This window comes from Vibrio neonatus (assembly GCF_024346975.1).
GTDB classification, from domain to species: domain Bacteria; phylum Pseudomonadota; class Gammaproteobacteria; order Enterobacterales; family Vibrionaceae; genus Vibrio; species Vibrio neonatus.
This window is the reverse complement of sequence record NZ_AP024885.1, coordinates 730,133-756,073: the sequence shown is the minus strand read 5'-3', so window position 1 is coordinate 756,073 and position 25,941 is coordinate 730,133. Positions and strand designations below refer to the sequence as shown.

21 protein-coding genes are annotated in these 25,941 nt (G+C 41.9%); 11 read left to right on the top strand and 10 right to left on the bottom strand.

Annotation, left to right across the window (positions count from 1 at the left end):
* The first annotated feature begins 12 nt into the window (after nucleotides 1-12).
* Nucleotides 13-3,099 carry an error-prone DNA polymerase gene (locus tag OCU38_RS03610; RefSeq protein ID WP_261823777.1) on the top strand — a complete coding sequence of 1,029 codons (3,087 nt, stop codon included), beginning with the start codon at nucleotides 13-15 and terminating at the stop codon, nucleotides 3,097-3,099.
* A gap of 110 nt (nucleotides 3,100-3,209) precedes the next feature.
* On the opposite strand, the gene OCU38_RS03605 is transcribed toward OCU38_RS03610, so the two are convergent.
* Both OCU38_RS03605 and fadR read right to left on the bottom strand, forming a co-directional pair.
* A complete protein-coding gene (locus OCU38_RS03605) occupies nucleotides 3,210-3,497 on the bottom strand; it encodes a hypothetical protein (RefSeq protein WP_261823776.1) in 288 nt (95 codons plus the stop codon).
* Between the two features lie 396 nt (nucleotides 3,498-3,893).
* Nucleotides 3,894-4,733: a fatty acid metabolism transcriptional regulator FadR gene (gene fadR / locus OCU38_RS03600; RefSeq protein ID WP_261823775.1), complete on the bottom strand. Its 840-nt coding sequence runs from the start codon at nucleotides 4,731-4,733 to the stop codon at nucleotides 3,894-3,896.
* Between the two features lie 632 nt (nucleotides 4,734-5,365).
* On the opposite strand from fadR, the gene nhaB reads away from it, so the two are divergent.
* Entirely contained in the window at nucleotides 5,366-6,961 is a 1,596-nt protein-coding gene (gene nhaB, locus OCU38_RS03595) for a Na(+)/H(+) antiporter NhaB (protein WP_261823774.1), read from the top strand.
* Between the two features lie 142 nt (nucleotides 6,962-7,103).
* The gene (gene dsbB, locus OCU38_RS03590; RefSeq protein ID WP_261823773.1) at nucleotides 7,104-7,628 is read left to right on the top strand and encodes a disulfide bond formation protein DsbB; all 525 of its coding nucleotides are present in this window, start codon (nucleotides 7,104-7,106) and stop codon (nucleotides 7,626-7,628) included.
* Nucleotides 7,629-7,711: 83 nt separating this feature from the next.
* Here the strand turns inward: dsbB and edd are convergent, their stop codons facing one another.
* The 3 genes from edd to OCU38_RS03575 all read right to left on the bottom strand — a co-directional run bounded on the left by edd (nucleotide 7,712) and on the right by OCU38_RS03575 (nucleotide 11,210).
* On the bottom strand, nucleotides 7,712-9,499 hold the full coding sequence (edd, locus tag OCU38_RS03585; RefSeq protein WP_261823772.1) for a phosphogluconate dehydratase: 1,788 nt from the start codon (nucleotides 9,497-9,499) through the stop codon (nucleotides 7,712-7,714).
* Nucleotides 9,500-9,501: 2 nt separating this feature from the next.
* Entirely contained in the window at nucleotides 9,502-10,005 is a 504-nt protein-coding gene (locus OCU38_RS03580; protein ID WP_261823771.1) for a gluconokinase, read from the bottom strand.
* Between the two features lie 197 nt (nucleotides 10,006-10,202).
* On the bottom strand, nucleotides 10,203-11,210 hold the full coding sequence (locus OCU38_RS03575) for a substrate-binding domain-containing protein (RefSeq protein WP_261823770.1): 1,008 nt from the start codon (nucleotides 11,208-11,210) through the stop codon (nucleotides 10,203-10,205).
* 710 nt (nucleotides 11,211-11,920) lie between these two features.
* Between OCU38_RS03575 and OCU38_RS03570 the strand changes: the two genes are divergently transcribed.
* From OCU38_RS03570 to OCU38_RS03550, 5 genes are all read left to right on the top strand, one after another.
* The gene (locus OCU38_RS03570) at nucleotides 11,921-12,685 is read left to right on the top strand and encodes an SDR family NAD(P)-dependent oxidoreductase (protein WP_261823769.1); all 765 of its coding nucleotides are present in this window, start codon (nucleotides 11,921-11,923) and stop codon (nucleotides 12,683-12,685) included.
* Nucleotides 12,686-12,739: 54 nt separating this feature from the next.
* A complete protein-coding gene (locus OCU38_RS03565) occupies nucleotides 12,740-13,156 on the top strand; it encodes an RbsD/FucU family protein (protein ID WP_261823768.1) in 417 nt (138 codons plus the stop codon).
* 537 nt (nucleotides 13,157-13,693) lie between these two features.
* Nucleotides 13,694-14,206, top strand: coding sequence for a TRAP transporter small permease (locus tag OCU38_RS03560; protein WP_390625238.1), 513 nt, complete (start codon nucleotides 13,694-13,696; stop codon nucleotides 14,204-14,206).
* A 47-nt stretch (nucleotides 14,207-14,253) separates the two neighbouring features.
* Nucleotides 14,254-15,561: a TRAP transporter large permease gene (locus OCU38_RS03555; RefSeq protein WP_261824227.1), complete on the top strand. Its 1,308-nt coding sequence runs from the start codon at nucleotides 14,254-14,256 to the stop codon at nucleotides 15,559-15,561.
* A 25-nt stretch (nucleotides 15,562-15,586) separates the two neighbouring features.
* Nucleotides 15,587-16,558: a TRAP transporter substrate-binding protein gene (locus OCU38_RS03550; protein WP_261823766.1), complete on the top strand. Its 972-nt coding sequence runs from the start codon at nucleotides 15,587-15,589 to the stop codon at nucleotides 16,556-16,558.
* Nucleotides 16,559-16,667: 109 nt separating this feature from the next.
* Here OCU38_RS03550 and OCU38_RS03545 read toward each other — a convergent pair whose 3' ends face one another.
* Nucleotides 16,668-17,270, bottom strand: a complete 603-nt coding sequence (locus OCU38_RS03545) for a YecA family protein (protein ID WP_261823765.1) — start codon at nucleotides 17,268-17,270, stop codon at nucleotides 16,668-16,670.
* 144 nt (nucleotides 17,271-17,414) lie between these two features.
* On the opposite strand from OCU38_RS03545, the gene dusC reads away from it, so the two are divergent.
* The gene (gene dusC, locus OCU38_RS03540; RefSeq protein ID WP_261823764.1) at nucleotides 17,415-18,371 is read left to right on the top strand and encodes a tRNA dihydrouridine(16) synthase DusC; all 957 of its coding nucleotides are present in this window, start codon (nucleotides 17,415-17,417) and stop codon (nucleotides 18,369-18,371) included.
* Between the two features lie 174 nt (nucleotides 18,372-18,545).
* Here the strand turns inward: dusC and OCU38_RS03535 are convergent, their stop codons facing one another.
* The 4 genes from OCU38_RS03535 to yfbV all read right to left on the bottom strand — a co-directional run bounded on the left by OCU38_RS03535 (nucleotide 18,546) and on the right by yfbV (nucleotide 22,108).
* Nucleotides 18,546-19,343 carry an ABC transporter ATP-binding protein gene (locus tag OCU38_RS03535; RefSeq protein ID WP_261823763.1) on the bottom strand — a complete coding sequence of 266 codons (798 nt, stop codon included), beginning with the start codon at nucleotides 19,341-19,343 and terminating at the stop codon, nucleotides 18,546-18,548.
* Complete coding sequence (locus OCU38_RS03530) at nucleotides 19,340-20,257, bottom strand: ABC transporter permease (protein WP_261823762.1); 918 nt, start codon at nucleotides 20,255-20,257, stop codon at nucleotides 19,340-19,342. The genes OCU38_RS03535 and OCU38_RS03530 overlap by 4 nt, the downstream gene beginning before the upstream one ends.
* A 120-nt stretch (nucleotides 20,258-20,377) precedes the next feature.
* Nucleotides 20,378-21,343, bottom strand: coding sequence for an ABC transporter substrate-binding protein (locus tag OCU38_RS03525; protein WP_261823761.1), 966 nt, complete (start codon nucleotides 21,341-21,343; stop codon nucleotides 20,378-20,380).
* A gap of 312 nt (nucleotides 21,344-21,655) precedes the next feature.
* Entirely contained in the window at nucleotides 21,656-22,108 is a 453-nt protein-coding gene (yfbV, locus tag OCU38_RS03520) for a terminus macrodomain insulation protein YfbV (protein ID WP_039970079.1), read from the bottom strand.
* A 327-nt stretch (nucleotides 22,109-22,435) separates the two neighbouring features.
* On the opposite strand from yfbV, the gene OCU38_RS03515 reads away from it, so the two are divergent.
* Both OCU38_RS03515 and pta read left to right on the top strand, forming a co-directional pair.
* Complete coding sequence (locus tag OCU38_RS03515) at nucleotides 22,436-23,632, top strand: acetate kinase (RefSeq protein WP_152821635.1); 1,197 nt, start codon at nucleotides 22,436-22,438, stop codon at nucleotides 23,630-23,632.
* Between the two features lie 96 nt (nucleotides 23,633-23,728).
* The gene (pta, locus tag OCU38_RS03510; protein WP_152821632.1) at nucleotides 23,729-25,861 is read left to right on the top strand and encodes a phosphate acetyltransferase; all 2,133 of its coding nucleotides are present in this window, start codon (nucleotides 23,729-23,731) and stop codon (nucleotides 25,859-25,861) included.
* The last annotated feature ends 80 nt before the right edge of the window (nucleotides 25,862-25,941 follow it).

The window sequence follows — 25,941 nt, the reverse complement described above, 5'->3', positions numbered from 1 at the left end:
CATAAATTGAACATGTCTACTTTTAAATATGCTGAGCTCTTTTGTCAGAGCAATTTTTCGTTTTTAACCGGAGCCTCGCATCCCGAGGAGCTCATCACGCAAGCTGATTTTCTCGGCTATTCAGCGCTGGCTATAACCGATGAGTGCTCTTTAGCGGGAGTCGTTAGAGCGCATACCGCAATTAAGGATAAGCAACTCAGCATCAAACTTATCGTCGGTAGTATGTTTTGGTTAGACCAAGAGTGCCAAATTATACTGCTATGCCCAGACCAACAAGCCTATGCTGAGTTAGCTCGCATCATCACTAACGCGCGCAGACGCAGTGATAAAGGTAAGTATTCACTATCACAATGGGACATACTCTCCATTAAGCACTGCTTGATTATCTGGCTACCACAGATGCAAGAATATGATCACCATTGGGCAAAATGGCTAACCAAACAACACAGTGCGCGACTATGGCTTGGGCTACAAAGGCACCTCACCAACACAGATAAACAATACCTAGACTACAATCAAAAACTTGCTCATCAATACACTATCCCGATTACTGCATGTGGCGGGGTATTAATGCATAACGCCACGCGTCTTGCACTGCAACATACCCTTGTCGCAATCAAGCATAATGCCGTCGTGGCAAATATAAGTGAGCACCTACTGACTAATACAGAGCGAGCTCTGCGCAATAAACCCAAATTGAGCAAACTCTTCCGTAAAGAGTGGCTAGAAGAAGCCCACAATATAGCCTGTCGCTGTTCTTTTAACTTAGCCAGCTTAGGCTATCAATATCCTGCTGAAATCGTGCCACGCTCTGTAACGCCATTTGCTCATTTATGCCAACTGGTTAATCAAGGTAAGCAGCTGCGGTTTCCAAATGGCGTGCCTAAAAGTGTTCAGATAACCATAGATAAAGAACTCAAACTCATTGATGAGCTTAATTATGCCCATTTTTTCTTAACCATTCATGATGTGGTGATGTTCGCCAAACAAAAAGGGATTTTGTATCAAGGCAGAGGCTCTGCTGCAAACTCCGTGGTGTGTTATTGCTTAGAAATCACCTCTGTCGATCCTAGACAAATATCAGTCCTGTTTGAACGTTTTATCAGTAAAGAGCGCAATGAGCCGCCCGATATTGATGTGGATTTTGAACACCAACGTCGTGAAGAAGTCATCCAATATATTTATCAAAAATATGGACGTGAGCGAGCCGCTCTTGCCGCCACTGTCATCAGCTATCGATTAAAAAGTGCCATTCGAGAAGTGGGTAAAGCATTAGCCATAGATGAAACTCAACTCGATTTTTTCATCAAAAACATTAATCGCCGTGATGTCGGCTTAAATTGGCAAGCGCAAATTTATGAACTGGGGCTAAAACCTGATTCTTTAAAAGGACAGTTATTTATACAACTAGTCGACGAAATCATCGGCTTTCCTCGTCATCTATCGCAACACGTGGGCGGCTTTGTTATTTCAGCAGGCCCTTTATATGAATTAGTGCCCGTAGAAAACGCCGCTATGCCCGAGCGAACCATTATCCAATGGGATAAAGATGACTTAGAAAGTTTAGGGCTACTCAAAGTTGATGTACTTGCTTTGGGAATGCTAAGTGCCATCAAGCGTTGCTTTCAGTTAATTGAACGTCATCATCAGCGACAACTTAGTATTGCTGATATCACTCGCTTACAAGACGATCCTAAGGTGTACACCATGCTACAAAAGGCCGATACCATAGGTGTTTTTCAAATAGAATCACGAGCTCAAATGAGCATGTTACCGCGCCTTAAACCGCGCTGTTATTATGACTTAGTGATTCAAATCGCTATTGTCAGGCCCGGCCCGATACAGGGCGATATGATTCACCCTTATTTAAAGCGCAGAAATGGAGAACAAGCTATTTCGTACCCTTCCCAAGAGGTAGAAAGTGTTCTATCAAGAACCTTAGGCGTCCCAATATTTCAAGAACAAGTGATTAAATTGGCGATGGTGGCGGCGGGCTTTAGTGGTGGAGAGGCCGACCAATTGCGCCGTGCTATGGCCGCTTGGAAAAAAAATGGCGATTTATTTAAGTTTCGCGATAAGCTGATTTCAGGGATGCTCTGTCGGGGCTATGAGCGTCGCTTTGCCGAGAAAATTTTTGAACAGATTTGTGGTTTTGGTGAATATGGATTTCCAGAAAGTCACTCTGCTTCTTTTGCCGTGCTTGCATACTGCTCTGCGTGGCTCAAATATTACTATCCAGCTGAGTTTTATACAGCCCTACTCAATAGTCAGCCGATGGGGTTTTATTCGTCTAACCAACTACTACAAGACGCCAAACGACATGGCGTGAATGTGCATCCTATCAGCATTAATCAGTCTAATGATGATCACAGCATCGTCAGAAACAATAATATAAGTAGTATTCAATTAGGTTTAAAACTGATCAAAGGACTCTCGCAAAATAGCCGAGAGCAACTGTTAGCCGCCCGCCCTGCAAAAGGGTTTACGCATATCCAACAAATCAAAAATATTGGTATCAATCGACAACAGCTGCACGCTCTTACCTCCGCCAATGCACTGTATGATCTTACCGGTGATCGCTACTCTACTCGTTGGCAGTTAATGGATTCTGTAGAAGATCTGCCACTCTTTAATCAACTAAATAGCGCGCAAATTAAGCCGGATTATGTCTTTCAAACCAATGATTACGAAGCGTTGATCGAGGATTATTCCGCCACTGGACTATCCCTAAATCAACATCCCATTACTCTGCTCGAAAAAGAGAATAAATTAGGAAAGTTCGTTCGACAAAACCAATTGATCCACCAGCCTCATCAATCAATGGTCACTGTAGTTGGTGTGGTCACAGGTAGGCAATCACCTCATACCGCTGGAGGCATTACCTTTTTCACTCTAGAAGATGATACAGGCAACATAAATGTAGTGGTGTGGCAAGCAACCGCTAGAGCGCAAAAGAAGAGTTATTTAACCGCTAAGATACTAAAAGTAAAAGGGATTATAGAAAAAGAAGGCGAGGTAATACACATTATTGCAGGTCAATTAATTGACATCAGTGATGAACTAGCACAGCTAGCAAGTCATTCTCGTGATTTTCACTAACGCAATCTCGTCTTATAGAAATCTTGTTTGGTAGCAATCACTTTAATCAAAACAAAAAGCCGCTTTATGATGATAAAGCGGCTTAAATAAGAACTCGACATAATGGACTATTAAGCCCGTTTATGGTGAATTCGTTTATGCTCAATTTTGTCATCCATGACTCCTTCCATATTAATATCCATTGATTTATTCTCATACGCTTCGAGCATACCATCGATTTGCATACTCTTAGACCCATGCTGTTGAACTGCTCTCTCTGTACTTGTACCACTGCGATTTTCCGCGATAGAAATCGCATTACTATCGTTAATAAAATCGTTAAACACCTTATCTTGAGCAAAAACAAATGGTGAAAACGCCACTATAGAGATGGTTATAAAGCCAGTTTTTAAGTTCATATCAACGCCCTCTGTTAACTCATTAAAGCTAGGAACGCCCTTAAATTTTAGTGCCAAATGAATGATAAATACACGCAGAATGATTATTATTTCTACTTTTATTTACATTAACTCATCTAAGGTTGTCCACACATTACGAAAATCCTCACAAGATCAATCCATTACTTATACCAATCACTACTTAAAAAATAATGAATTGAAGATAACTAAACAGACCTTTTCTATGCAAAAAATCTTTCATGTGGATACTTATACTGACCCTATTCAATAATGGATCACTTCATCAACCACAATGCCGACCAACAAAAAAGCCCTGCAAACGATGCAGGGCTTAGCAAATAATAACAGATGCTTAGTTAAGCGAGTTAGTGAGCTGTGCGCTCTAACACAAGCTGCTTAACTGTCGTCTTCAGTAAAGTTTGTTGGTAAGCTCACTTTCATTTCATTCCAGTGCTGACCACTTTCAATACCGTATTGGCGTACGATAGCAGCAATGCGGTCACGATTTCCGTCTTCACATACTGACAATAAATCTTTGTAAAAATTAAGCGCCAGCTCTCGTGATACTGGGCTTGAGAAATAGAAAGCGCCCACACGATCGTACAATTTTTTTAAGCCGTTGAAGATCAAACCATAAATCTGGTTTCCTGAATGGAAAGCCAAATGTTGGAACAACATGTAATCATAGAAGTTAAAGGTTTTTGCTACTAAAATCGCATCACGCTTTTGTTCATCTTTTTCATTGTCTTCTTTGATGTTTTGCGCAATTTTTCCAGCGTACGGGAAAGACTCCATAAAGCTACTGTACGAATCCGCTTGCATCAAAGCCTCGCAAGAGTCGATAACACGTCGCAATGTCTGTTCAGATTGTTCCTTATTCACTTTAAATGCATAACGCATAAAGATAGGACTAATGCTAGTTCGAGCGGCAAGTAGATCTTCTACAATGCTAGTAGCGTTGTCGGCATCTAATGTCATTAATGTATCTAAAATATGCAAACCTGAGGTTTCCATAAATTGATTCACTTTTGTTGGTTTGCCGTGTTGAATGGTTAACCAACCATCACGCGCCAGTCTTTGCAGAACCTCTCTGAGGGTCGTTCGTGTTACACCAATCAGTTCAGACAGCTCACGCTCAGCGGGTAAAATAGAACCTGGAGCAAATCGTCCGTTCCAAATGCTTTCAATAATGTACTTTTCTGCAAAGCCTGCTGGGCTTTTCGCCTTAATAACCATAGATTGGAAGTTCCAACTTAAAATTCACTAAATATCACTCATCATACCACCTAATCTAAAATTACAAAAATGAGTAGATGATTAGTTATGAAATATTGCTCATTCTCGATTGGATTAATCTCATTGGCTCAGCTACACCAGAAAAAATAATAAATACCATTTTATCCTGTAAACCAGGCTCAACATCCTATGAGAAAGATTGATAGCAGCAAATATGAGATTATTTTCTTATAGAATATTAGTAGATTGTTATTTATTAGTACTTAAAAAACATTAGCTTATACGTCAAGATTATTTCTCATACAATAACATCGGTTTTATATAACCAAAGCATCACTAAAAACACCCAACTTGTATATGAATTGCGCTTTATATGGTTTTTTACTGTAAACACGATGTAAATCACACTAATTGATTGACTATCCCACTGATTAGAGTAAATATTGCGCCAACAATGTGTGTGTTACAGAATGTAAACCGTGAACAAAACATGTTCTATACGCTAATTTTCAATCTATATCTCACCGTAAAAATATACAGTAGCTTATCCACCTGCTAAATCCGATTGTCACATGGATAGGTCGTATAGAACCGACTCGATCAGATTTAAATACTTTTAAGAGAGAAGCACCATGCCTTTGAGCCAAGGAAACGCCTTCGTCAAAAACTTTCTCGGAAAAGCCCCTGACTGGTACAAACTAGCCATTGTGGCCTTTTTGATCATAAACCCAATTGTATTCTTTTTAATCGACCCATTTGTTGCGGGTTGGCTATTAGTTGTCGAGTTCATTTTTACGCTAGCCATGGCGCTCAAATGCTATCCACTGCAACCTGGTGGTTTACTGGCAATTGAAGCCGTCGCCATTGGCATGACGACCCCAGAAATGGTCAAGCATGAACTGGTTGCCAATATAGAAGTAATGCTACTCCTGATCTTTATGGTTGCAGGCATTTACTTCATGAAGCAGCTACTACTGGTTATTTTCACCAAAATACTATTAGGCATTAGATCTAAAGCTCTGTTGTCCGTCGCTTTTTGTGCCGCAGCCGCTTTTTTGTCGGCATTTTTAGATGCATTGACCGTTATTGCGGTGGTGATTAGCGTAGCCGTTGGCTTCTATGCGATTTATCACAAGGTCGTTTCAGGAAAAGGTCACGGCACTCAACATGACCACACTCAAGATAGCCACTTAACCGAGCTTACTCGTGATGATCTAGACGAATACCGTGCATTTTTACGCTCGCTGCTAATGCATGCCGGTGTAGGTACTGCGCTCGGTGGCGTTATGACAATGGTTGGTGAACCACAAAACCTTATCATAGCCGATCAAGCTGGCTGGTTATTTGGCGAGTTTATCATCCGCATGTTACCCGTTACCTTACCCGTATTAGTGATGGGACTGCTGACTACCGTTGCGGTCGAAAAACTAAAAATATTTGGCTACGGATCAGAGTTACCAACTCAAGTACGAAAAATTCTCGAAGATTACAACGAAGAAGAGAAAAAGAGCCGCACCAAACAGGATATCGCCAAACTTTGGGTTCAAGGCGCAATTGCGCTATGGCTTATTGTCGGTCTTGCTTTTCACGTGGCGGCAGTCGGCTTAGTCGGGCTATCGGTCATTATCTTAGCCACCTCTTTTACCGGCATCATCGAAGAGCATGCATTAGGTAAAGCGTTTGAAGAAGCGCTACCCTTTACCGCGCTATTGGCTGTCTTTTTTGCCATTGTTGCCGTGATCATTCAGCAAGATCTCTTTGAACCTATTATCGATGCCGTTCTGGCAGTAGAAGATCAAGGAACCCAGCTCGTGCTGTTCTATCTCGCCAACGGCGTACTCTCCATGATTTCCGATAATGTGTTTGTCGGTACGGTATACATCAATGAGGTTAAAGAGGCCTTACTGCACGGGGTAATTAACCGTGAACAATTTGATCTCCTCGCCGTGGCTATCAATACTGGTACCAATTTACCGTCAGTAGCAACACCAAACGGCCAAGCGGCATTTTTATTCCTACTTACGTCAACTCTTGCACCATTAATTCGCCTTTCTTATGGCCGAATGGTTATTATGGCGTTTCCATATACCGTTGTTTTAGCCCTAGTGGGAATGGTCGGTATTATGTTCTTCTTAGAACCGATGACTGCAACCTTTATGGACTACGGCTGGATTACCGATCCACCGACGCAGATTCTCGATGTATCAAGTTCTGTAGTTCATCATTAGGGAACTTATTTCCCTATTGGTACTCTATTGATTTGCCACCTTTAAAGGGGTAAAAAGAACTTACTGTTATTAGCCAGCGCGAACGACAGTCCTCGCTGGCTTTTTTGCGCATATATAGATGTACACATAAGGAAATAGATTCATGCTCGAGAACTTATACCAATTTTCTCGCTCTCGCACTTCATGGCTGTTATTGATTGTTGCCATGGTCGCCTTCGAGCTTTGCGCTCTTTACTTCCAGCACGTCATGCTACTTTCACCTTGTGTGATGTGTATCTATGAGCGCGTAGCAATGCTAGGTATTGCAGTCTCAGGTATGGTCGGTCTATGCCAACCCAAAAACTCGGTTCTACGCGGCTTAGGATTAGTCGGTTGGATTGCGGCCAGTGCCAAAGGTTTATCACTGGCTCTAGAGCATGTGAGCTACCAATTTGATCCCTCTCCTTTTAATACCTGCGATATTTTTGTCAATTTCCCTAGTTGGGCACCTCTTGATCAATGGGTTCCGTGGATGTTCCTACCGACTGGCACTTGTAGCAAAATCGTCTGGACATTTTTAGACCTATCCATGCCACAATGGTTGGTAATTATTTTTGGAGCAAGCCTGGTGGTTGCTATCCTATTTACCTTGCTACAAGTGGTTGGCTTAAAGAAAAATCGTATTTAAGTATTGATAGCATTAAATAAAAAACGGGAACTGACATTATCAGTTCCCGTTTTTTATGCATGAATCAAAATCAGTGAGCAAAGCTATACAATAAAGCTTGCGCCCTCCTCCGCCGAAGAAACATTATTTCTCGCCAGTACAAATAGATTACGCCCAAAAGTAAGTTGTTGGCTCTCGGTATCCACTTTCAAAGGCTCACGACCTGTCATATCTGACAAGTTATTCACGCTTCCAGTTTCACAATCTAAACTCACTATATCGCCATCACGAATAAGTGCGATAGCACCGCCTCTAGCCGCATCTGGAGACATATGAATCGCCGAAGGGACTTTACCTGATGCACCAGATAATCGACCATCGGTAATCAAGGCGACGTTAAAGCCTGCTTTTTGTACATTAGCGAGAATAGGCATCAACTTATGCAGCTCAGGCATACCATTCGACGCTGCGCCATTATGCGAGACCACGACAACACAATCTTGATTAAGCTCTCCTGCTTGATAAGCTTTTTCGACATCGTGTTGTGAAGTAAAGACTTTTGCCGGCGCTTTCACTTTTCTGCACTCTTTTGCAATGGCAGAGACCTTGATCACGCAGCGACCAATATTACCATCTAGGACTTTAATGCCTCCGGTTTCTTGAAAACACTCGCCACTTAACGCAATAACACTGCCATTATTACTGCCTTGACTGTCACTCCAACATAAGCGGTCATTTTCAATATAAGGCGTTTTAAACTGATCACTAAACTGACCAAAAGAAGTCAGCACATCTCGATTTAAAAAGTCACCTTCATTTAAACGTTTCAGCAATGCAGGCACACCTCCAGAACGATGAAATGCATTCATATCTTCTGAACCATTTGGATAAACGTTCACCAATAAAGGTACCGCACCTGAAAGCTGACTAATGTCATCCCAGTTAAGCAAAATCCCCGCAGAGCGGGCAATCGCCACCATGTGAATGGTGTGGTTAGTGCTCCCTCCAGAGGCGAGAAGCGCAACGATACCATTGATGATATTTTTCTCAGTCACCACATCATACAAAGGACGGTAGTTTGATGAACCTAGGGTGGAGGAAGCCACTTTTACCGCGACTTCTTCGGTTAGCAAGTGTCGAAGTTGGCTATCGGGTGGTACGAATGCAGAACCCGGTAGCATTAAGCCCATAGCTTCGAAAACGAGCTGGTTTGTGTTGGCGGTTCCGTAGAAGGTGCATGTTCCGTGAGAATGGTAGGCACTGCACTCCATTTTCTGCAGCGTCTCAATACCCACTTCCTTCGCCAGATACTTCTGACGAACACTGGTTTTCTCTTCGTTACTAATGCCCGTCGCCATCAGACCAACGGGAACAAATGCTGTCGGTAAATGAGAAAATGACATTGCACCCATTAGCATTGCTGGGGCGATTTTATCACACACACCCAACAACAAAGTTGAATCATACACATTATGACTCAGAGACACAGCCGTAGCTTGGGCAATTAAATCACGAGAAAATAAAGAGATATCCATGCCATCTTGCCCCTGCGTGATACCATCACACATAGCAGGAACGCCACCGGCCACTTGCGCAGAATGGCCTAACTTAGCCAATGCACCTTTAATTATCTCAGGGAAATGACGATACGGTTCGTGGGCGGAAACCATGTCGTTATAGGCGCTCACTATGGCGACATTTGAATTAACTAAATTTAGTATGGTTTCTTTATTGCAACTAGCCGCAACCGCGTGCGCTAAATTACCGCAAGAAAGGCTGGCACGATTTTTACCATGAGCCGCTTGAGAGCGGCTTCTGTTTAAGAATTCGGTACGAGTCTTACGACTTCTTTCGATTAGATTTTTCGTTACTTGTTCAACTACCTTGTTCATTTCTAAGCCCCTAAACGAATACAAATATCATCTAACATCTCTTCTATCGACATGGAGATATCAATAGTAATCACGTCATCCTCATCCACAGGTTTCTCCAAAATGGCGAACTGACTTGCTAGCATGTCTGATTTCATGAAGTGACTATTTCGCATACGAATACGCTCAAGAACTAACTCTTGAGAGCCGTCTAAGAAAATAAACCGTACTTTTTCATTTCCACAACGAATGGCGTCACGATAGTTTTTCTTTAATGCAGAACAAACAAAGACGCAGGTTTCATTTTTTGAGTAAATGCTAAAAATAGCGTCGTTAATTCTTTCTAACCACGGAGCACGATCATCATCGTTGAGCGGAGTTCCTGAGGACATTTTGATAACGTTTGATTTGGGATGTAGATCATCGCCATCAATAAACTTGGCTGACAATCTAGCAGCAAGAAGCTCACCAATGGTTGATTTACCTGAGCCAGAAACGCCCATAATTACAATGCTTTTACCTTCCATTTAAACCTCTTCAGTAAGCTTTTGGTCATGGACTCAATAAGCAATATTAAGTGTTATCGGTAACATTATTTATGTTATGGGTAACATACTACATGTAACTGACTTATTTGTGAATATATTATAGGGAAGAAGTGAGGGTTTGAGATGAAAAGAGTGATTTTGAGCACAATTTATTGGTCAAAATCACTCATAGAATATTAGGAGCTCTTACCGTTAGTGATGGTATATCCAAGATCGTGAACACGTTTTTCAGGCTCTTTGCCTTCTATTGCATTTAGCAATAATTCAGCGGAGAGCTCACCAATTTCATACCTTGGTGTATAGACGCTGGTTAATTTTGGGGTAATGGCTTGACCAATATCAAAGGCGTTATAGCCAACAACACTGATTTGCTCTGGAACGGCAATTCCCATTTCATGACAGGCTAAAATAGCACCAATCGCGATATCATCATTGGTACAAAATATACCATCAAGATACTGACAATCATCTAGAGCGCGAGTTAATAAGTCTCGAGCAATCGTAAAACTAGAACGACTTGAGGTTAAGAAATGATTTTTCTCAAGGCCAGCTTCAACCATCGCCTCATCATAACCTTCCATACGTAGCTTAGTACGACTATCCAGTCGAGCACCAAAATAAGCTATATTCTTTTTACCCTTACTTATCATAAGGTTAACAGCGTCATATGCGGCCATTCTATGATCAAGCCCAACCGCTATATTGATAGGAGACTCAGGGAGTTCCATCGCCTCGACCACAGGAACCCCTGCGGTTTCAAGCATCTTCAATGTCTTTTGGGTATGGCTTGTACCCGTCAAAATTAACCCGTCAACTTGATAGGATAATAGTGTCGCTATTTTCCTTTCTTCGATTTCGTTTTCATAACTATAGTGCCCTAATAACACCTCATAGCCACGGCGGTTTGTTACAGACTCAATACCTTGAGCTACCTTAGCAAACACTTGGTTAGATAATGATGGAAGTAATACGCCAATCGAGCGGCTTGAAGATTTAGATAACAAAGCAGGAGCGCGGTTGTGAATATATCCAAGTTCTTCGGCCACTTTCTTAATTCTGGCTCGAGTCTTCACTGATACAGACTCTTCATTACGCATAAAACGACTCACCGTCATTTTCGTCACACCTACGCGATCTGCAATATCTTGCAATGTCGCACGAGGCTTCCGCTTATTCTCACTCATTATCATATGCTCACATAAAAAACCGCTGTTACAGTAACATAAACAGCCATTAAAGTTAACCGTACAATAGTGGAGTCAGCGCACAATATTATAGGATGCCTTGTGATAGAGAATCCAAATCCACAACAAAGATGGAAAGAAACAAACCTATCTCAGATGATTCTTGCTTCTGAAAAAACATGGGCTTACCTGTAGAAAACACCAGCAAAATGTAAGTAAATGTTTACCGCCACTTTACTTTAGTGCTTTGATCCAGTTCACGTTTTTAGAATGAGTGTTTGTATTATGCCGTTGATTATTTATACTAACCCACAATAGTTACCGATAACATCAAGTAACTTAGAAGCAGAAACAAGAAAAATAACCATATAAATCATAGGAATAGCTAATAAATTCAAGCCTGCCTATGACTAAACAAAAAGAAAGATGGGCTAATGAGATAGCCGTTCTTCTTTTAAAGAGCATATTGGAGCCTGTTTACAGCAAGTTATACCAATCACACTAAGTAATGATCAGAACTAGCGCAGAAAAATGCTTGAGAACAAGGCGGAATTTTTCGATAAGTAGTTATTCTACAATCAAAAATTCTAATGCCGTAATCGAGTATTTTAACAAGCTAAAATGACCCGTTATTTAGTACGATTGGTAGTAGGGTTAGCCCTTCAACTTAAAGGCCTCTGAGACCGCTAATAACTTATTAAGGATCTAAAATGGGAAGTTTGAAAAACAAAAAAGTGTTCATTACAGGTGCTGAGCAAGGGATTGGTTATGAAACAGCCAAAGCATTGATTGAATCTGGATGTGACGTTTTTGCTCATTACTTTAGTGGCACTGAAGGTGTTGAAGCGTTGGTTAAACTCGCTGAGTCTCGCGGACAAAAAGCCAGTTTTGGATTTGCTAACCTAGTCAACGAAGAAGACACGATCGCTTGTGTTAATGAAGCTGCTGCATTCCTTGGTGGTATCGATATTGTTGTCAACAATGTGGGTGGCATTATTGCTCGTAAATGGCTTGGTGAAATCGAATCTGACTATTGGCAAACTGTATTCGACGTCAACATGACGACCATGAAAAACGTTACGCAATCTGCTCTTCCTTACTTAAAAGAAAATACTGAAGGCGCTAGCATCGTAAACCTAGCCTCTCTTGCTGGTCGCTCTGGTGGTCACTCTGGTTCATTAACTTATTCTATGACAAAAGGTGCGGTACTGACTTGGACTCGCTCTCTTGCTGCTGAATTAGGTGGTTATGGCATTCGCGTAAATGCAGTTGCACCAGGTCTTATCTTAGGTACTCGCTTCCACAACCAACACACGACGAAAGAGTCGGCAGAAGAAACCGTTCGTGGTATTCCTCTAGGTCGCGCTGGAACCTCTGAAGATGTAGCAAAAGCAATCACTTACCTTGCTTCTGAATACGACGGTTTTGTTTCTGGCGCTACGCTAGACATCAATGGTGGCGTATACCGCATGTAATTTAAATCAAATGGCGCAACGTCGAGTTGCGCCATTTTTTTAAGGAGTCCCTCTATGATAAAATCCAGCATCATCCATCCTGAGTTACTGTCTGTACTGGCTAAATGTGGGCATAAAACTCAAATTCTGATTGCAGATAGCAATTTTTCATTTGTCACAAACTCAAATCCAAGAACTGAAATCATCTACCTTAATTTTGCTCCAGATATGCTAAATGCAGTAGATGTACTCAATAGCATTACTAAACTGATCAATGTTGAAGCATCAACGATGATGGCTTGGCCGGATGATTTTGAAAATACTATTCATGCCGAATATGAGAATCTACTGCCGCAAGGAACACCAATGAGTTTCCAGCAGCGTGAAGACTTCTATCAGTCCGTCAAATCACCTAATACCCTGCTCATTATTGCAACTGGGGAAAGCCGTCGCTTTGCCAATCTATTGCTTACCGTAGGTGTAGTAAAGTAACCTCTTTACGCTACCAAAATAGAATCTGACTTACATTTCCTCTCAATGTTAAGTCAGATTATTAAATCACAATCTCTCTATAGCACTGACCCCGAGTTCAACTCTGAAGCCCCCTCATAATCACTATCAAATTTATCTTTTTAAGCATTATCAATAATACCTCTCCTCCTGCCTTTTAAACAAAACGGCTCTATATACCACCAGAAACCACTTTAGATAATCATTAATTAGTTAACGCTAAGGTTATTAAAACCTTTATTAAAAACAACTAATTACCCATTAAAATGAAATATTAGAAACCGAATTTAATTGTTATTTAGTCCATTTAAAAATGACAATTAAAAAGCATTACAATATCGATATAAATTTCATGACTTACACCTCATTTCTTGAAAAAGTGCCTTTGAAAGCACTATTGTTACGCATAACATAAAGCCTCTGGGAAACATCTTGTAACACTTCCCATTCGGCAAAGCGTTATATCTATATAGCGATAATTATTGAGTTAGCATTTAAATTATCAAAAGGAATATGTGGGTGACTTTATTTTCATACATCATTGATAAAATAACAAAAATGCTAGGTGGACTCCTAGTAGTTTTAATGTGGTTAATTGTAGCAACTGTAGTTTGGCAGGTGTTTACTCGTTTTTTCACAAACTCCCCATCAACTTTTACTGATGAGTTATCTAGATACCTTCTTATTTGGATTGGTATCTTAGGCGGGGCATATACTTACTCATTGAAACGACACTTAGCTATCGAATTGCTCATTACTAAAGTTAAAAATGAAGAATTACTTTCTATAGTAATCAGTGTAATGGTCATTATATTCTCAAGTTTAGTATTGATCTATGGCGGTTCTAGCGTCGTAATGAGAACACTTCAATACAATCAAGTCTCTCCAACTTTAAGTATTTTCGGTTCCAACTTACCAATGGGTTACATTTACTTGGTGGCACCTATAGCCGGAGCATTAATAAATTTATTTGCTATAAATGACATCATCACACTATCACATCATATGTATAGTAAGAAATTAGGTAATTAATTATGACACTGCTAAATCTACTTTTTACAGATCATTATATTTCTGTAATGCCTGACGCCATATATGATTTGCTGCCAATTATAGTTCTATTTAGTTCTTTACTTGTTTTCTTGGTTATGGGAATGCCAATTGCGTTTGGTATTGGCTTATCCTCTCTATTAACCATATTTCTTGATTTTCCTATTGAGAAATCCGCAAGTCTAGCTTCGCAACAGTTACTTGGAGGCTTGGATAATTTTGGTCTGTTAGCTTTGCCATTTTTTATATTCGCCGGAAATCTCATGAACTCGGGAGGGATAGCTAAGAGACTGATTAATTTCGCAATGTTACTTGGTGGTCGCTTACCTGGCGCACTATGTCACGTCAATGTCATTGCCAATATGATGTTTGGTTCGCTATCCGGTTCTGCAACAGCATCAGCGGCAGCCGTTGGCGGTCTAATGGGTGAACTGCAAAATGAAAAAAAATATCCTAAAGATTTTTCAGCTGCCGTTAACATTGCCTCTTGTCCTTCTGGCCTGTTAATTCCACCATCAAATGTATTGATTCTTTATGCTTTGGTCAGTGGTACATCAGTGCAATATCTATTCTTAGCCGGCTATTTCCCTGGAATACTAATGGGTCTTGCTGTTATGGCTGGAGTATTGCTTTTTGGTAAAAAATATCAAGTTCCACAAGAGAAAGTAAAATCAGATAAGAGTGCTTACAAAATCATCCTTGAAGCTATTCCTAGCTTATTCATGGTTATTTTGATTATGGGTGGTATTGTTGGCGGGATATTTACTGCAACAGAAGCATCAGCTATTGCTGTTGTATATAGTTTAATTCTTGGTTTCATATATAAAGAGTTAAAACTAAAAAAACTTACTCCTATCGTTATTGATAGTGTCATTATCACATCAATTGTTTTATTGATGATTGCAACGTCAAGCTCAATGTCTTGGGCGATGTCGAATGCTGATATTCCACAATATATTGCTGACTTTATCCTTAATATTTCAGATAACCCAGTAATCATATTAATCTCTATGAATATTATATTCTTAGTTGTTGGTACATTTATGGATATGTCTCCAGCAATATTAATATTCACCCCCATTCTTTTACCTATTGGTATTCATCTAGGAATGGACCCAATCCACTTTGGGATCATGATGGTGTTTAACTTATCTATCGGCATCTGTACACCACCTGTAGGTACTGCCCTATTTGTAGGTTGTAGTGTAGCAAATAGAAAAATTGGCAACGTCGTACCTAAGCTTCTGCCTATATACGGTCTTATTCTTTTGGCTTTAATCATTGTTACGGCATTTCCAAACTTAACAATGTGGCTTCCAAAACTAGCGGGTTATTAATCAATAATTTAATCAGGGAAATAAAATGAAATTAATAAAATTAAACACATTATTATCATGCGCTGGATTAGTCTTGTTATCTATGTCATTTAACGCATCAGCTAGGGTTCAAAAGCTTGCACACGCAATGCCACTGGATCATCCTGTTCATAAATCTTTAAGCTGGTTTGCTAAAGAAGTCACCAAAAGAACCAGTATGAGAGTCAAAGTTTATCCAAACTTGACCTTAGGCAATGAAGAGTCAACGTTGCAAATGGTGCAAAACGGTACTTTGGCGTTCGCCAAAGTGGGCGGCGGCTTAGCAGCTTCGTTTTCTCCTGAATATAAAGTGCTATCTTTGCCTTACTTATATAAAGATGAAGCGGATTCAAAAAGAATTCTACGAGGTCCGGTAGGTCAAAAAATCCTACAATCGTCAGCCAAAGATGGCTTTATTGGCCTAGCATTCTTGTCTAGTGGTTCTCGCGGATTTTATACAAAAACTAAGATCACCAAACCTGAAGATCTTAAAGGCTTAAAAATCCGTGTGCAAAACTCTCCTATCGATATCGATACGATGAAAGCACTTGGTGTTAGCCCAGTGCCTATCTCATCAGGTGAAGTGTATTCAGCATTGCAACAAGGGGTGGTTGATGGCGCTGAAAATAACATTCCAACCTACTTCTCTACTCGCCAGTATGAAGTCGCGAAATATTACACATTGGATCAACATACCATGATCCCTGACTTATTAGTGGTTTCAACTGAAATCTGGAATGGTTTATCAAAAGAAGACCAAGCAACTATCCGTCAAATCGCGCAAGAAACATTGGATGTTCAAGATAAAGCGTGGGATGAATACTCTGATTATGCAAAATCTGAAATCGTCAAAAACGGCGGTGAGGTCGTCAGCGTTGACGTTTCTGCATTCAAAGCTAAAGTCGCGAGTGTTTACGACAAATTTAAGAAAGAAAACCCTGATTTAGTGCAAATTCTAAATGATCTACAACAGTACTAATCGTCATTAAGTAAGGGCTATTTAGCAAAGGTAGTAAAAAGGGTAATGGATATGGGCTTTCCTATATCCATTACCGCTATATCCCAACAATATGCTCAGCTAGCTTTGACTAAGCCCCGCAACACTTCTTAAATTTCCTACCACTGCCACAAGGACAAATGTCATTACGACCAACGTCTTTATAAGGGTTTAGGGTCTGACTTTTATTGCCCACCATCAACTCATCCGCCGCTTGTGCAACTTCATTGATCATCAAATCCATTTGCGGTTGCAAATCAACGCGTTGCGGAAGGTCGGTATAGCCTGCTTGCTTCATTTGCGCATGTGTTTGCTCTTCGTCCACCAGTAATGACAAGGTAGTCAGTAATGCTGATAACATTCGGGCTGTGCCATCGTTCAGTTCAAGAGGTTGCCACTCTTGCTCAACAATCGGCCAAACAGACAGAAAACCTTCTGCTAAGTCAGCTAAATGCTCTGTATTGTTTTCTGTCAGCTCAAGCGCCGAATATTGATTGGCTTTTAAGTGCGCATATTGAGCATTAATGTGTTCAATAATGGTTGGTTTTACTTCGATAAAGTCTTCAGCACATAGTGATTGCGCCCATGCTTCTGGCTCTAAAGGCTTTACGGTCAGGTTTGCGGCAAGTATTGCCCCTTCCCAAAAATAGCGACTTTCTTGTATCTGTGGTGGGAGATTAATTAAATCACTCATAAAATGTACTCTGCTAATTTTTCTCTAGTATGAGTGAAAATGGCTTACGCTTCTACACTACTCACTGCGAGTTATATTTGTCGGTGACATTTTACCCAAAACCCTCTAAAATCCGCCCTCCTGCACACAAAGGTAGAATGAATAATGCGTCTTGTACTTGGCCCTATGGAGGGTGTTCTCGATCATCTAATGCGAGAAATCCTTACTGATATCAACGACTTTGACTTATGTGTCACCGAATTCGTTCGTGTCAGCGACCAAGTATTACCTGATCGCTCCTTCTATAAGCTGTGCCCTGAACTGTTGCAAGGCTCAAAAACTAAATCTGGCACACCCGTGCATCTGCAACTTTTAGGTCAGCATCCACAATGGATGGCGGAAAATGCCTTTAAGGCCTATAACCTAGGTGCGGCGGGTATCGACCTTAATTTTGGTTGTCCGGCTCGTTTGGTCAATAAAAGTAAAGGTGGCGCGGTTTTATTAAAAGAGCCTGAGCTGATGTATCAAATCATCAATGCTTGTCGAGCCGCAGTGCCTAGTGAGATCCCCGTTACCGCCAAGATTCGTCTGGGTTGGGAAAACCCTGATGACTGCTTTGAGATTGTGGACGCGGTGGAAAACGCTGGCGCGAGTGAGCTCACCATTCATGCTCGCACTAAAGTAGGCGGTTATAAAGCTGACCAAATTCGCTGGGACTATTTACAAAAAATTCGTCAACACACCAAGATGCCATTAATTGCCAATGGTGAAATTTGGAACTACGCCGATGGTCAACGTTGCCAAGGAACCACTGGCATAGACTCTTTGATGGTCTGTCGCGGCTCTTTCAATGTGCCCAACCTTGGGAATGTAGTCAAACATAACCATGCGGTCATGCCATGGGTGGAAGTAGTCGCTTTACTATTGAAATACTCTGAATACGAAATGAAAGGCGATAAAGGGCTCTATTACCCAAATCGTGTTAAACAATGGTTCTCTTACCTGCGTCAGCAATACCCTGAAGCAAAAGAGTTATTTCACAATATTCGTAAATTCAATACCGCGGAACCTATCGTGGACTATATTCAGCGCTATCAACAGCAGTTATTAGTCAGCGCATAACCAATACTAATCGCACTCGATAACGGCGTTAGAATTTTTGATTGTAGAATAAATAAAAAAGCGTGCTACACCTTTTTTGATAAGGCAACAGCACGCTTTTGGTTTTTTATGGTGTTCTTTTAAGCGTTCTTTTAGGTGCTCTTTTTAGCGTAGTTAAACACTCTATCTAACAGCTTATGAGCTCAATAATAACCCATCATCGCTAAGCTCCTCACCACGCACTTTACTGAACATTTCCAGTAGATCGGGCACGCCCATATGCGCGCGTTGCTCCCCTGCAACATCCAATACAATTTCGCCTTGATGCAACATCACAGTGCGATCGCCACAGGCCAAGGCATCTTTCATTGAGTGCGTGACCATCATTGCCGTGAGGTTAAACTCTTTGACTACCGTCTTAGTCAAATCAATCACAAACGCCGCCATGCGAGGATCAAGCGCGGCAGTATGCTCATCAAGAAGCAGCAATTTACTGTCCGATAGGGTTGCCATAACCAAGCTCACTGCCTGTCTTTGACCGCCTGAAAGTAGCCCAATACTATCACCAAGCCTATCTTCTAAACCTAAACCTAAAATTGCGATGCGATCTTGAAAGAGTTTTCGTCGCTTGCTCGAAAGCGCTAAATTCCAACCTCGACGATGCCCACGGCGATACGCCAATGCCATATTTTCTTCGATAGTCAGATCGCCACAGGTGCCTGCTAAAGGATCTTGAAACACGCGCGCACATAAACTGGCTCTTTGATCGACACTGCGGCGAGTTACATCAAGGTTGTCGATAATAACGCTACCTCCAACCATAGGCGTCTCACCGGTCACCGCTCCCAAGAGGGTTGATTTACCGGCCCCATTAGAGCCAATTACGGTCAAAAACTCATGTTCAGGCACCACAAGATCCACGCCGCGCAATGCTCTGTTTTCTAAAATAGTGCCAGGATTAAAAGTGACCTGAATATTTTTTAACTCAATCATGCCACTTCCTTATCACTGCGTGCTTGTTGAAGTTGTTGCTTAGCTTTGTATTTGGCTTTCATCTTAGGTGCGATTAATGCCACTGCCACCAAAATAGCAGTCACTAAGTTCAGATCGGATGCTTGCAGACCAAACATTCCCGAACTTAACGCAAACGCCACCGCCAATCGATACAGCACTGAGCCAATAATTACCGCCGCTACGGCCACCCAGATTTTACGTCCTGGGATTAAAGTTTGCCCTAAGATTACCGCCGCTAAACCTACGACTATGGTACCTACGCCGGATGTCACATCAGCAAAGCTATTGGTTTGCGCAAACAACGCGCCAGCAAAGCCAACCAAACCATTGGATAATGCCAAACCAAAATAGGTATAAAACGAAGTGCTTCCGCCTTGAGCTCGCACCATGCGCGCATTTACGCCAGTTGCTCGTAATCCAAGCCCAAAATCACTATTGAGTAAACGCACAATAAAAAATGCCGCCAGTAATACTAAGACGCCCACCACAATAGGACGCACTAGCATAGGATCGCCAATGCTCTCAAATGGCGTCAATATGGTATCTTCACCGAGCAAGGCAATATTAGGTCTGCCCATAATGCGGATATTAATAGAGAAAGCGGCAATCATAGTAAGAATGGATGCCAGCAAGTGTAAAATACCGCAACGCACCGCTAGAAAAGCCGTCACCCATCCAGTAACGCCACCGGCAATGATTGCCATACCAGTTGCTAGCCATGGGTTTACCCCTGCAACAATAGCGGTTGCCGCCACCGCAGCTCCCATAGGAAAAGATCCATCAACACTAAGATCAGGGAAATCTAAAACGCGGAAAGTCAGGTAAACGCCCAGTGCGACAAGGCCATAGACTAAGCCCAACTCTAGCGCCCCAAAAAATGCAAAAGCAGACATACATACTCCTCTGCCAAATACCAAAAATAAATGTTCTTACAAATACATGCACTGCAATAAATGCACTACAAATACATGCCGTAAAACTAAAAGCCAGCCGATTAAGGCTGGCCCATTTATTTAGTTAACTTCGGTCGCACGTGCCACGACAGACTGAGGGATAGTAATTCCGAGCTTTTTCGCAGCCGTTTCACTAATGGCTAGATCAGAACCTTGAGCAATTTTAACGTCCAGAGAACCCGGTTGCTTACCATCTAAAATAGCCGCTACATAGTCTGCGGTTTGCACGCCGACTTGGTAGTAGTCAAAGCCTAGGCTAGCAATTGCGCCTTTTTTCACATAGGAAGTTGCGCCGCCAAATACCGGTTTCTTCGCCTGATTTGCCGCAACTAACATACCTTCTATCGCACTGGCTACGGTATTGTCGGTAGGTGCGTAAATCACATCAGCCTTAGAAACGATAGCTTGAGTTGCCGATAGTACATCCGCACTTTTTAGCGCTGTAGACTCAACTACCATTAAGCCTTTTTCTTTGGCTGCCACTTTTAATAGCTCAACAAGGCTCACCGCGTTGGCTTCACCTGGGTTGTACACCACACCAATGGTTTTTGCGTTTGGTAGGATTTCTTTGATCAGATCGACGTGCTGGGCAACCGGTGATAAGTCAGATAAACCCGTTACGTTTTTGCCCGGCTGTTCTAACTGAGAAACAAGTTTTGCGCCAACAGGATCAGTCACTGCCGTAAACACCACTGGAATGTCACGAGTGGCAGATACCAATGCTTGCGCGGTTGGCGTTGCGATGCCCACTAATACATCTGGATTTTCACCGACAAATTGACGCGCTATTTGCACCGCAATCGCAGGGTTACCTTGCGCAGTTTTATAATCAAACTCTAGGTTTTTACCTTCTTCGTAGCCTTTTGCTTTTAGGCCATCCAGCAGACCTTGACGCGTGGCATCCAAAGCTGGGTGCTCAACAATTTGCGACACAGCGACTTTTGCTGTTTTTGCCATAACATTGGCACTAGATAGCAGCGCAGTACCGACCAGGCAGGCGGTAACAAGCATCTTATTTGTTTTCATATTCACTCCTTGATTCAGCAAACAAAGCTGAGTTTGATATCCATTTTTATACTTTGAGTCACTAAGATCTATAACAGGTTTAAAATGAAACAGATTTCACTTAAAACTCTAGAGATCCATTATTACCAGTATGAGATGTAAAATAAAAGTAAAGAACGTGATTTATCTCTCGTCTTTATTGAGATGTTAAGGAAGTGTCACAAAAAGAAGTGTAAAGGCGAATTCAAGATTTAGTGTGCAGGAATGAATTGGACATAATCTCGATAGATTACGTCCATTTAACAAGGCGCTTAGAATGGAGTTAAAAAGGAATTAAAACCAGCGTTCTAGAACGGTTTTGTCTAACTGTCGAAAGGCTCTATTTAACAGTTGTGCGAGCTCTTTATAGCGAGGCTTAGCTTTAGGTGGTTCAAGCAAGGTGCCCGAATCTAAGATTTTTTGATGAATTTCACGATACCAGTTGGCTAAACTCGGCGGTAAAAGTGTATTAGAGCGTGTACCTAACCACCAAAAGCCTTGAATAGGTAAACTAATAGCAAACAGTGCCACCACAATTGCTTGCGGTAAGCCAGATCCATTATGAAAGGTAAATTGAGTTAACACGCTGATAGCTGCAACCGCAGGCATCACTCGAATACCAAATCGAGTCGCCGTGATCACTCGATGCTCAGGGAACATAGGCGAGAGTTCTTTTCTCATCGGCCACAGATCCATATACATCTGCCCATCTCTCAATCTGTGAAACATTCCAATCTTTCCAACCATGCCCAAATCGCTAAAAATTATTTTAAAAATTAAAAAATAAACATAAAAAATTGATAAAAGATAAAGTAATTTCAATTTTTTTTGTTATATTTGCCTATTATCGCTATCCTTGTCAGCGTCTCATCTATAGCTTCGCCCTTAACTACATATTAGGCGACAGAGAGGCCAGTTAGCAAGGATTGAAAACGTATCCTGAAAGGTAATACGGTCAACAAAGGGAAATTGTTGCAATTGAAACTGAGTAGCATCCTACATCGAATATGTGACTACTCATAATGACTAAATTCATTCTTTCTGAATAAATCAGATGAAATACAGGAAACAAACATGTCAAAGCTAGTTTTAGTTTTAAACTGCGGTAGTTCTTCTCTTAAATTCGCTATCGTTGACGCGGACAACGGTGAAGAGCATCTTACTGGTCTTGCAGAGTGCCTGCACCTTCCTGAAGCACGTATTAAGTGGAAATTGGACGGCAAACACGAAGCAGCACTAGGTAATGGTGCAGCTCACGATGAAGCTTTAACTTTTATCGTAGACACTATCCTAGCTTCTAAACCTGAACTATCAGAGCAGCTTGGTGCTGTTGGCCACCGTGTTGTTCACGGCGGTGAAAAATTCACTGAATCAGCATTGATTACTGATGACGTAGTTAAAGGTATTGAAGACTGTGCAGCACTAGCTCCTCTTCACAACCCTGCCGCTATCGTTGGTATTAAAGCAGCGCAAAAAGCATTCCCTGCTCTACCAATGTCAGCTGTATTTGATACTGCTTTCCACCAAACAATGCCTGAAGAAGCGTACCTATACGCTCTTCCATACAGCCTATACAAAGAGCACAGCATCCGTCGTTACGGCATGCACGGTACTTCTCACCTATTTATCGCTCGTGAAACAGCTGAGCAACTAGGTAAGCCAGAAAGCGAACTAAACATCATCAACTGTCACTTAGGTAACGGTGCTTCTGTTTGTGCAATTAAAAACGGTAAGTGTGTAGATACTTCTATGGGTCTTACTCCTCTAGAAGGTCTAGTAATGGGTACTCGTTGTGGTGACATCGACCCAGCTATCATCTTCCACCTACACGACTCTCTAGGTTACACAGTGGATCAAATCAACACTATGCTAACTAAAGAGTCTGGCCTACAAGGTCTAACAGAAGTGACTTCTGATTGTCGTTTTGTTGAAGACAACTACGGTAAGAAAGAAGAAGCGACTCGTGCGATGGACGTATTCTGTCACCGTCTAGCGAAATACGTTGCAGGTTACACAGCAACACTAGAAGGTCGTCTAGACGCTATCGTATTCACCGGTGGTATCGGTGAAAACTCTGCTCCTATTCGTGAGATGGTTCTAAATCGTCTTGGCGTATTCGGCATCGAAGTAGATGGTGAAGCTAACCTTAAAGCACGTTTCGGCGGCGAAGGTACTATCACTGCTGCTAGCAGCCGTATCCCAGCAATGGTTATCTCTACTAACGAAGAGTTAGTTATTGCAGAAGACACAGCACGTTTAGCTGGTCTTTAATTACTTTAAACAGGTGAGGATTTCCTCACCTGTTTAGTTTTGGTTCAGCTGCTCCCCCAGCTGAGACTTTTTCATACATTTCGAGGTCTTCAGACTATGTCTCGTACCATTATGCTTGTCCCAATTAGCGCCGGTGTTGGTCTTACTAGTGTTAGCATGGGCGTTATTCGTGCCATGGAGCGCAAAGGTGTAAACGTTTCGTTTTACAAGCCTATCGCTCAGCCACGTACAGGCGGCAACCAACCAGATCTAACATCTACTATTCTTAAATCAAACAATGATATTAAGATTGGTACTCCAACGCCAATGGACGAAGCGCAATCGCTTATCCGTAACGAGCAAACTGACGTTTTGCTAGAAACAATCGTTGAGCGTTTCAACCAAATTAACGACGCAGATGTGACCCTGATTGAAGGTCTTGTTCCTACTCGTAAGCACCCGTTTGCTAACCAAGTGAACGAAGAAATTGCTAAAACTCTTGGCGCTGAGATCGTGTTCGTTGCTACTCCAGGCACTTACAACCCATCTCAACTTAAAGAGCGTATCGAAGTTGCAGTATCTAACTTCGGTGGCAAGAAAAACAAAAACATCTCAGGCGTTATCATCAACAAACTTAACGCTCCTGTGGATGAAGCTGGCCGTACTCGCCCTGACCTATCTGAAATCTTTGATGATTCTGATGCAGCTCAACAAGCGAATATCCAGTCAATGGAAATCTTCAACACTAGCCCAGTACGCGTACTAGGTTGTGTGCCTTGGAGTGTAGAGCTTATCGCTACTCGTGCTATCGATATGGCTAAACACCTAAACGCTGATATCATCAACGAAGGCGAAATCTCTAGCCGTCGTATTAAGAGCATCACTTTCTGTGCACGCTCTCTACCAAACATGATTGAGCACTTCAAACCAGGTTCACTGCTTGTAACTTCAGCAGACCGTCCAGATGTAATCGTAGCAGCAGCTCTTGCATCAATGAACGGCGTTGAAATCGGTGCAATCCTATTGACTGGCGGTTACGACATCCCTGAAGAAATTCGTGGTCTATGTCAACCAGCATTTGACTCAGGTCTACCTATCTTCAAAGCACAAGGTAACACTTGGCAGACATCTCTAAACCTTCAAAGCTTTAGCGTTGAAGTACCAGCAGATGATAAAGAGCGTATCGAGTTCGTTAACGAACACGTTGCAAGCCACATCGACGGTCCTTGGATTGATACTCTAACTGAAGGTGTTGTTGCATCTCGTCGTCTAAGCCCACCAGCATTCCGTTACCAGCTAACTGAATTTGCTCGTCGTGCTAACAAGCGTATCGTTCTTCCAGAAGGTGATGAGCCACGTACAGTTAAAGCTGCGGCTATCTGTGCTGAGCGCGGTATCGCTAACTGTGTACTTCTTGGTAACCCTGACGAAATCCGTCGCGTTGCAGCACAACAAGGTGTTGAGCTAGGCGCTGGCGTTGAAATCATCGATTCTGATGCAGTACGTGAAAACTACGTTGCACGTCTTGTAGAGCTTCGCTCTAAGAAAGGCATGACTGAAGTTGTGGCTCGTGAGAAGCTACAAGATTCAGTATTCCTAGGTACTATGATGCTTGAGAATGGCGAAGTAGACGGTCTTGTTTCTGGTGCAGTTCACACTACAGCAAACACTATCGTTCCTCCGTTCCAAATCATCAAGACTGCACCTGATGCGTCTATCGTTTCTTCAATCTTCTTCATGCTTCTGCCTGATCAAGTATTGGTATACGGTGACTGTGCAATCAACCCAGATCCAACAGCAGAGCAATTGGCTGAAATCGCTATCCAATCTGCAGATTCTGCAGCGGCATTCGGCATCGACCCTCGCGTTGCAATGATCTCTTACTCTACTGGTGAGTCAGGTAAAGGCGCAGACGTAGATAAAGTACGTGAAGCAACTAAACTTGCTCAAGAGAAACGTCCTGATCTAGTGATCGACGGTCCTCTACAGTACGATGCAGCAATCATGGAGAACGTAGCAGCTTCTAAAGCACCTAACTCTCCTGTAGCAGGTAAAGCAACTGTATTTGTATTCCCAGACCTAAACACTGGTAACACAACTTACAAAGCGGTACAGCGTTCAGCAGACCTAGTATCTATCGGTCCAATGCTGCAAGGCATGCGCAAACCAGTTAATGACTTGTCTCGTGGCGCACTAGTAGACGATATCGTTTACACAGTTGCTCTAACAGCAATTCAAGCAACTCAATAATCGTTGCTCACTGACTAAAATGACAAAGGCCGGTATTTTTAAATACCGGCCTTTTTTTGTCTGTTGCGCTAAACAAATTA

Excerpts from the sequence above, each read along its gene's own strand:
- OCU38_RS03610 (WP_261823777.1), top strand. The coding sequence starts at position 13 with ATGTCTACTTTTAAATATGCTGAGCTCTTTTGTCAGAGCAATTTTTCG.
- OCU38_RS03605 (WP_261823776.1), bottom strand. The coding sequence starts at position 3,497 with ATGAACTTAAAAACTGGCTTTATAACCATCTCTATAGTGGCGTTTTCA.
- fadR (WP_261823775.1), bottom strand. The coding sequence starts at position 4,733 with ATGGTTATTAAGGCGAAAAGCCCAGCAGGCTTTGCAGAAAAGTACATT.
- nhaB (WP_261823774.1), top strand. The coding sequence starts at position 5,366 with ATGCCTTTGAGCCAAGGAAACGCCTTCGTCAAAAACTTTCTCGGAAAA.
- dsbB (WP_261823773.1), top strand. The coding sequence starts at position 7,104 with ATGCTCGAGAACTTATACCAATTTTCTCGCTCTCGCACTTCATGGCTG.
- edd (WP_261823772.1), bottom strand. The coding sequence starts at position 9,499 with ATGAACAAGGTAGTTGAACAAGTAACGAAAAATCTAATCGAAAGAAGT.
- OCU38_RS03580 (WP_261823771.1), bottom strand. The coding sequence starts at position 10,005 with ATGGAAGGTAAAAGCATTGTAATTATGGGCGTTTCTGGCTCAGGTAAA.
- OCU38_RS03575 (WP_261823770.1), bottom strand. The coding sequence starts at position 11,210 with ATGAGTGAGAATAAGCGGAAGCCTCGTGCGACATTGCAAGATATTGCA.
- OCU38_RS03570 (WP_261823769.1), top strand. The coding sequence starts at position 11,921 with ATGGGAAGTTTGAAAAACAAAAAAGTGTTCATTACAGGTGCTGAGCAA.
- OCU38_RS03565 (WP_261823768.1), top strand. The coding sequence starts at position 12,740 with ATGATAAAATCCAGCATCATCCATCCTGAGTTACTGTCTGTACTGGCT.
- OCU38_RS03555 (WP_261824227.1), top strand. The coding sequence starts at position 14,254 with ATGCCTGACGCCATATATGATTTGCTGCCAATTATAGTTCTATTTAGT.
- OCU38_RS03550 (WP_261823766.1), top strand. The coding sequence starts at position 15,587 with ATGAAATTAATAAAATTAAACACATTATTATCATGCGCTGGATTAGTC.
- OCU38_RS03545 (WP_261823765.1), bottom strand. The coding sequence starts at position 17,270 with ATGAGTGATTTAATTAATCTCCCACCACAGATACAAGAAAGTCGCTAT.
- dusC (WP_261823764.1), top strand. The coding sequence starts at position 17,415 with ATGCGTCTTGTACTTGGCCCTATGGAGGGTGTTCTCGATCATCTAATG.
- OCU38_RS03535 (WP_261823763.1), bottom strand. The coding sequence starts at position 19,343 with ATGATTGAGTTAAAAAATATTCAGGTCACTTTTAATCCTGGCACTATT.
- OCU38_RS03530 (WP_261823762.1), bottom strand. The coding sequence starts at position 20,257 with ATGTCTGCTTTTGCATTTTTTGGGGCGCTAGAGTTGGGCTTAGTCTAT.
- OCU38_RS03525 (WP_261823761.1), bottom strand. The coding sequence starts at position 21,343 with ATGAAAACAAATAAGATGCTTGTTACCGCCTGCCTGGTCGGTACTGCG.
- yfbV (WP_039970079.1), bottom strand. The coding sequence starts at position 22,108 with ATGGTTGGAAAGATTGGAATGTTTCACAGATTGAGAGATGGGCAGATG.
- OCU38_RS03515 (WP_152821635.1), top strand. The coding sequence starts at position 22,436 with ATGTCAAAGCTAGTTTTAGTTTTAAACTGCGGTAGTTCTTCTCTTAAA.
- pta (WP_152821632.1), top strand. The coding sequence starts at position 23,729 with ATGTCTCGTACCATTATGCTTGTCCCAATTAGCGCCGGTGTTGGTCTT.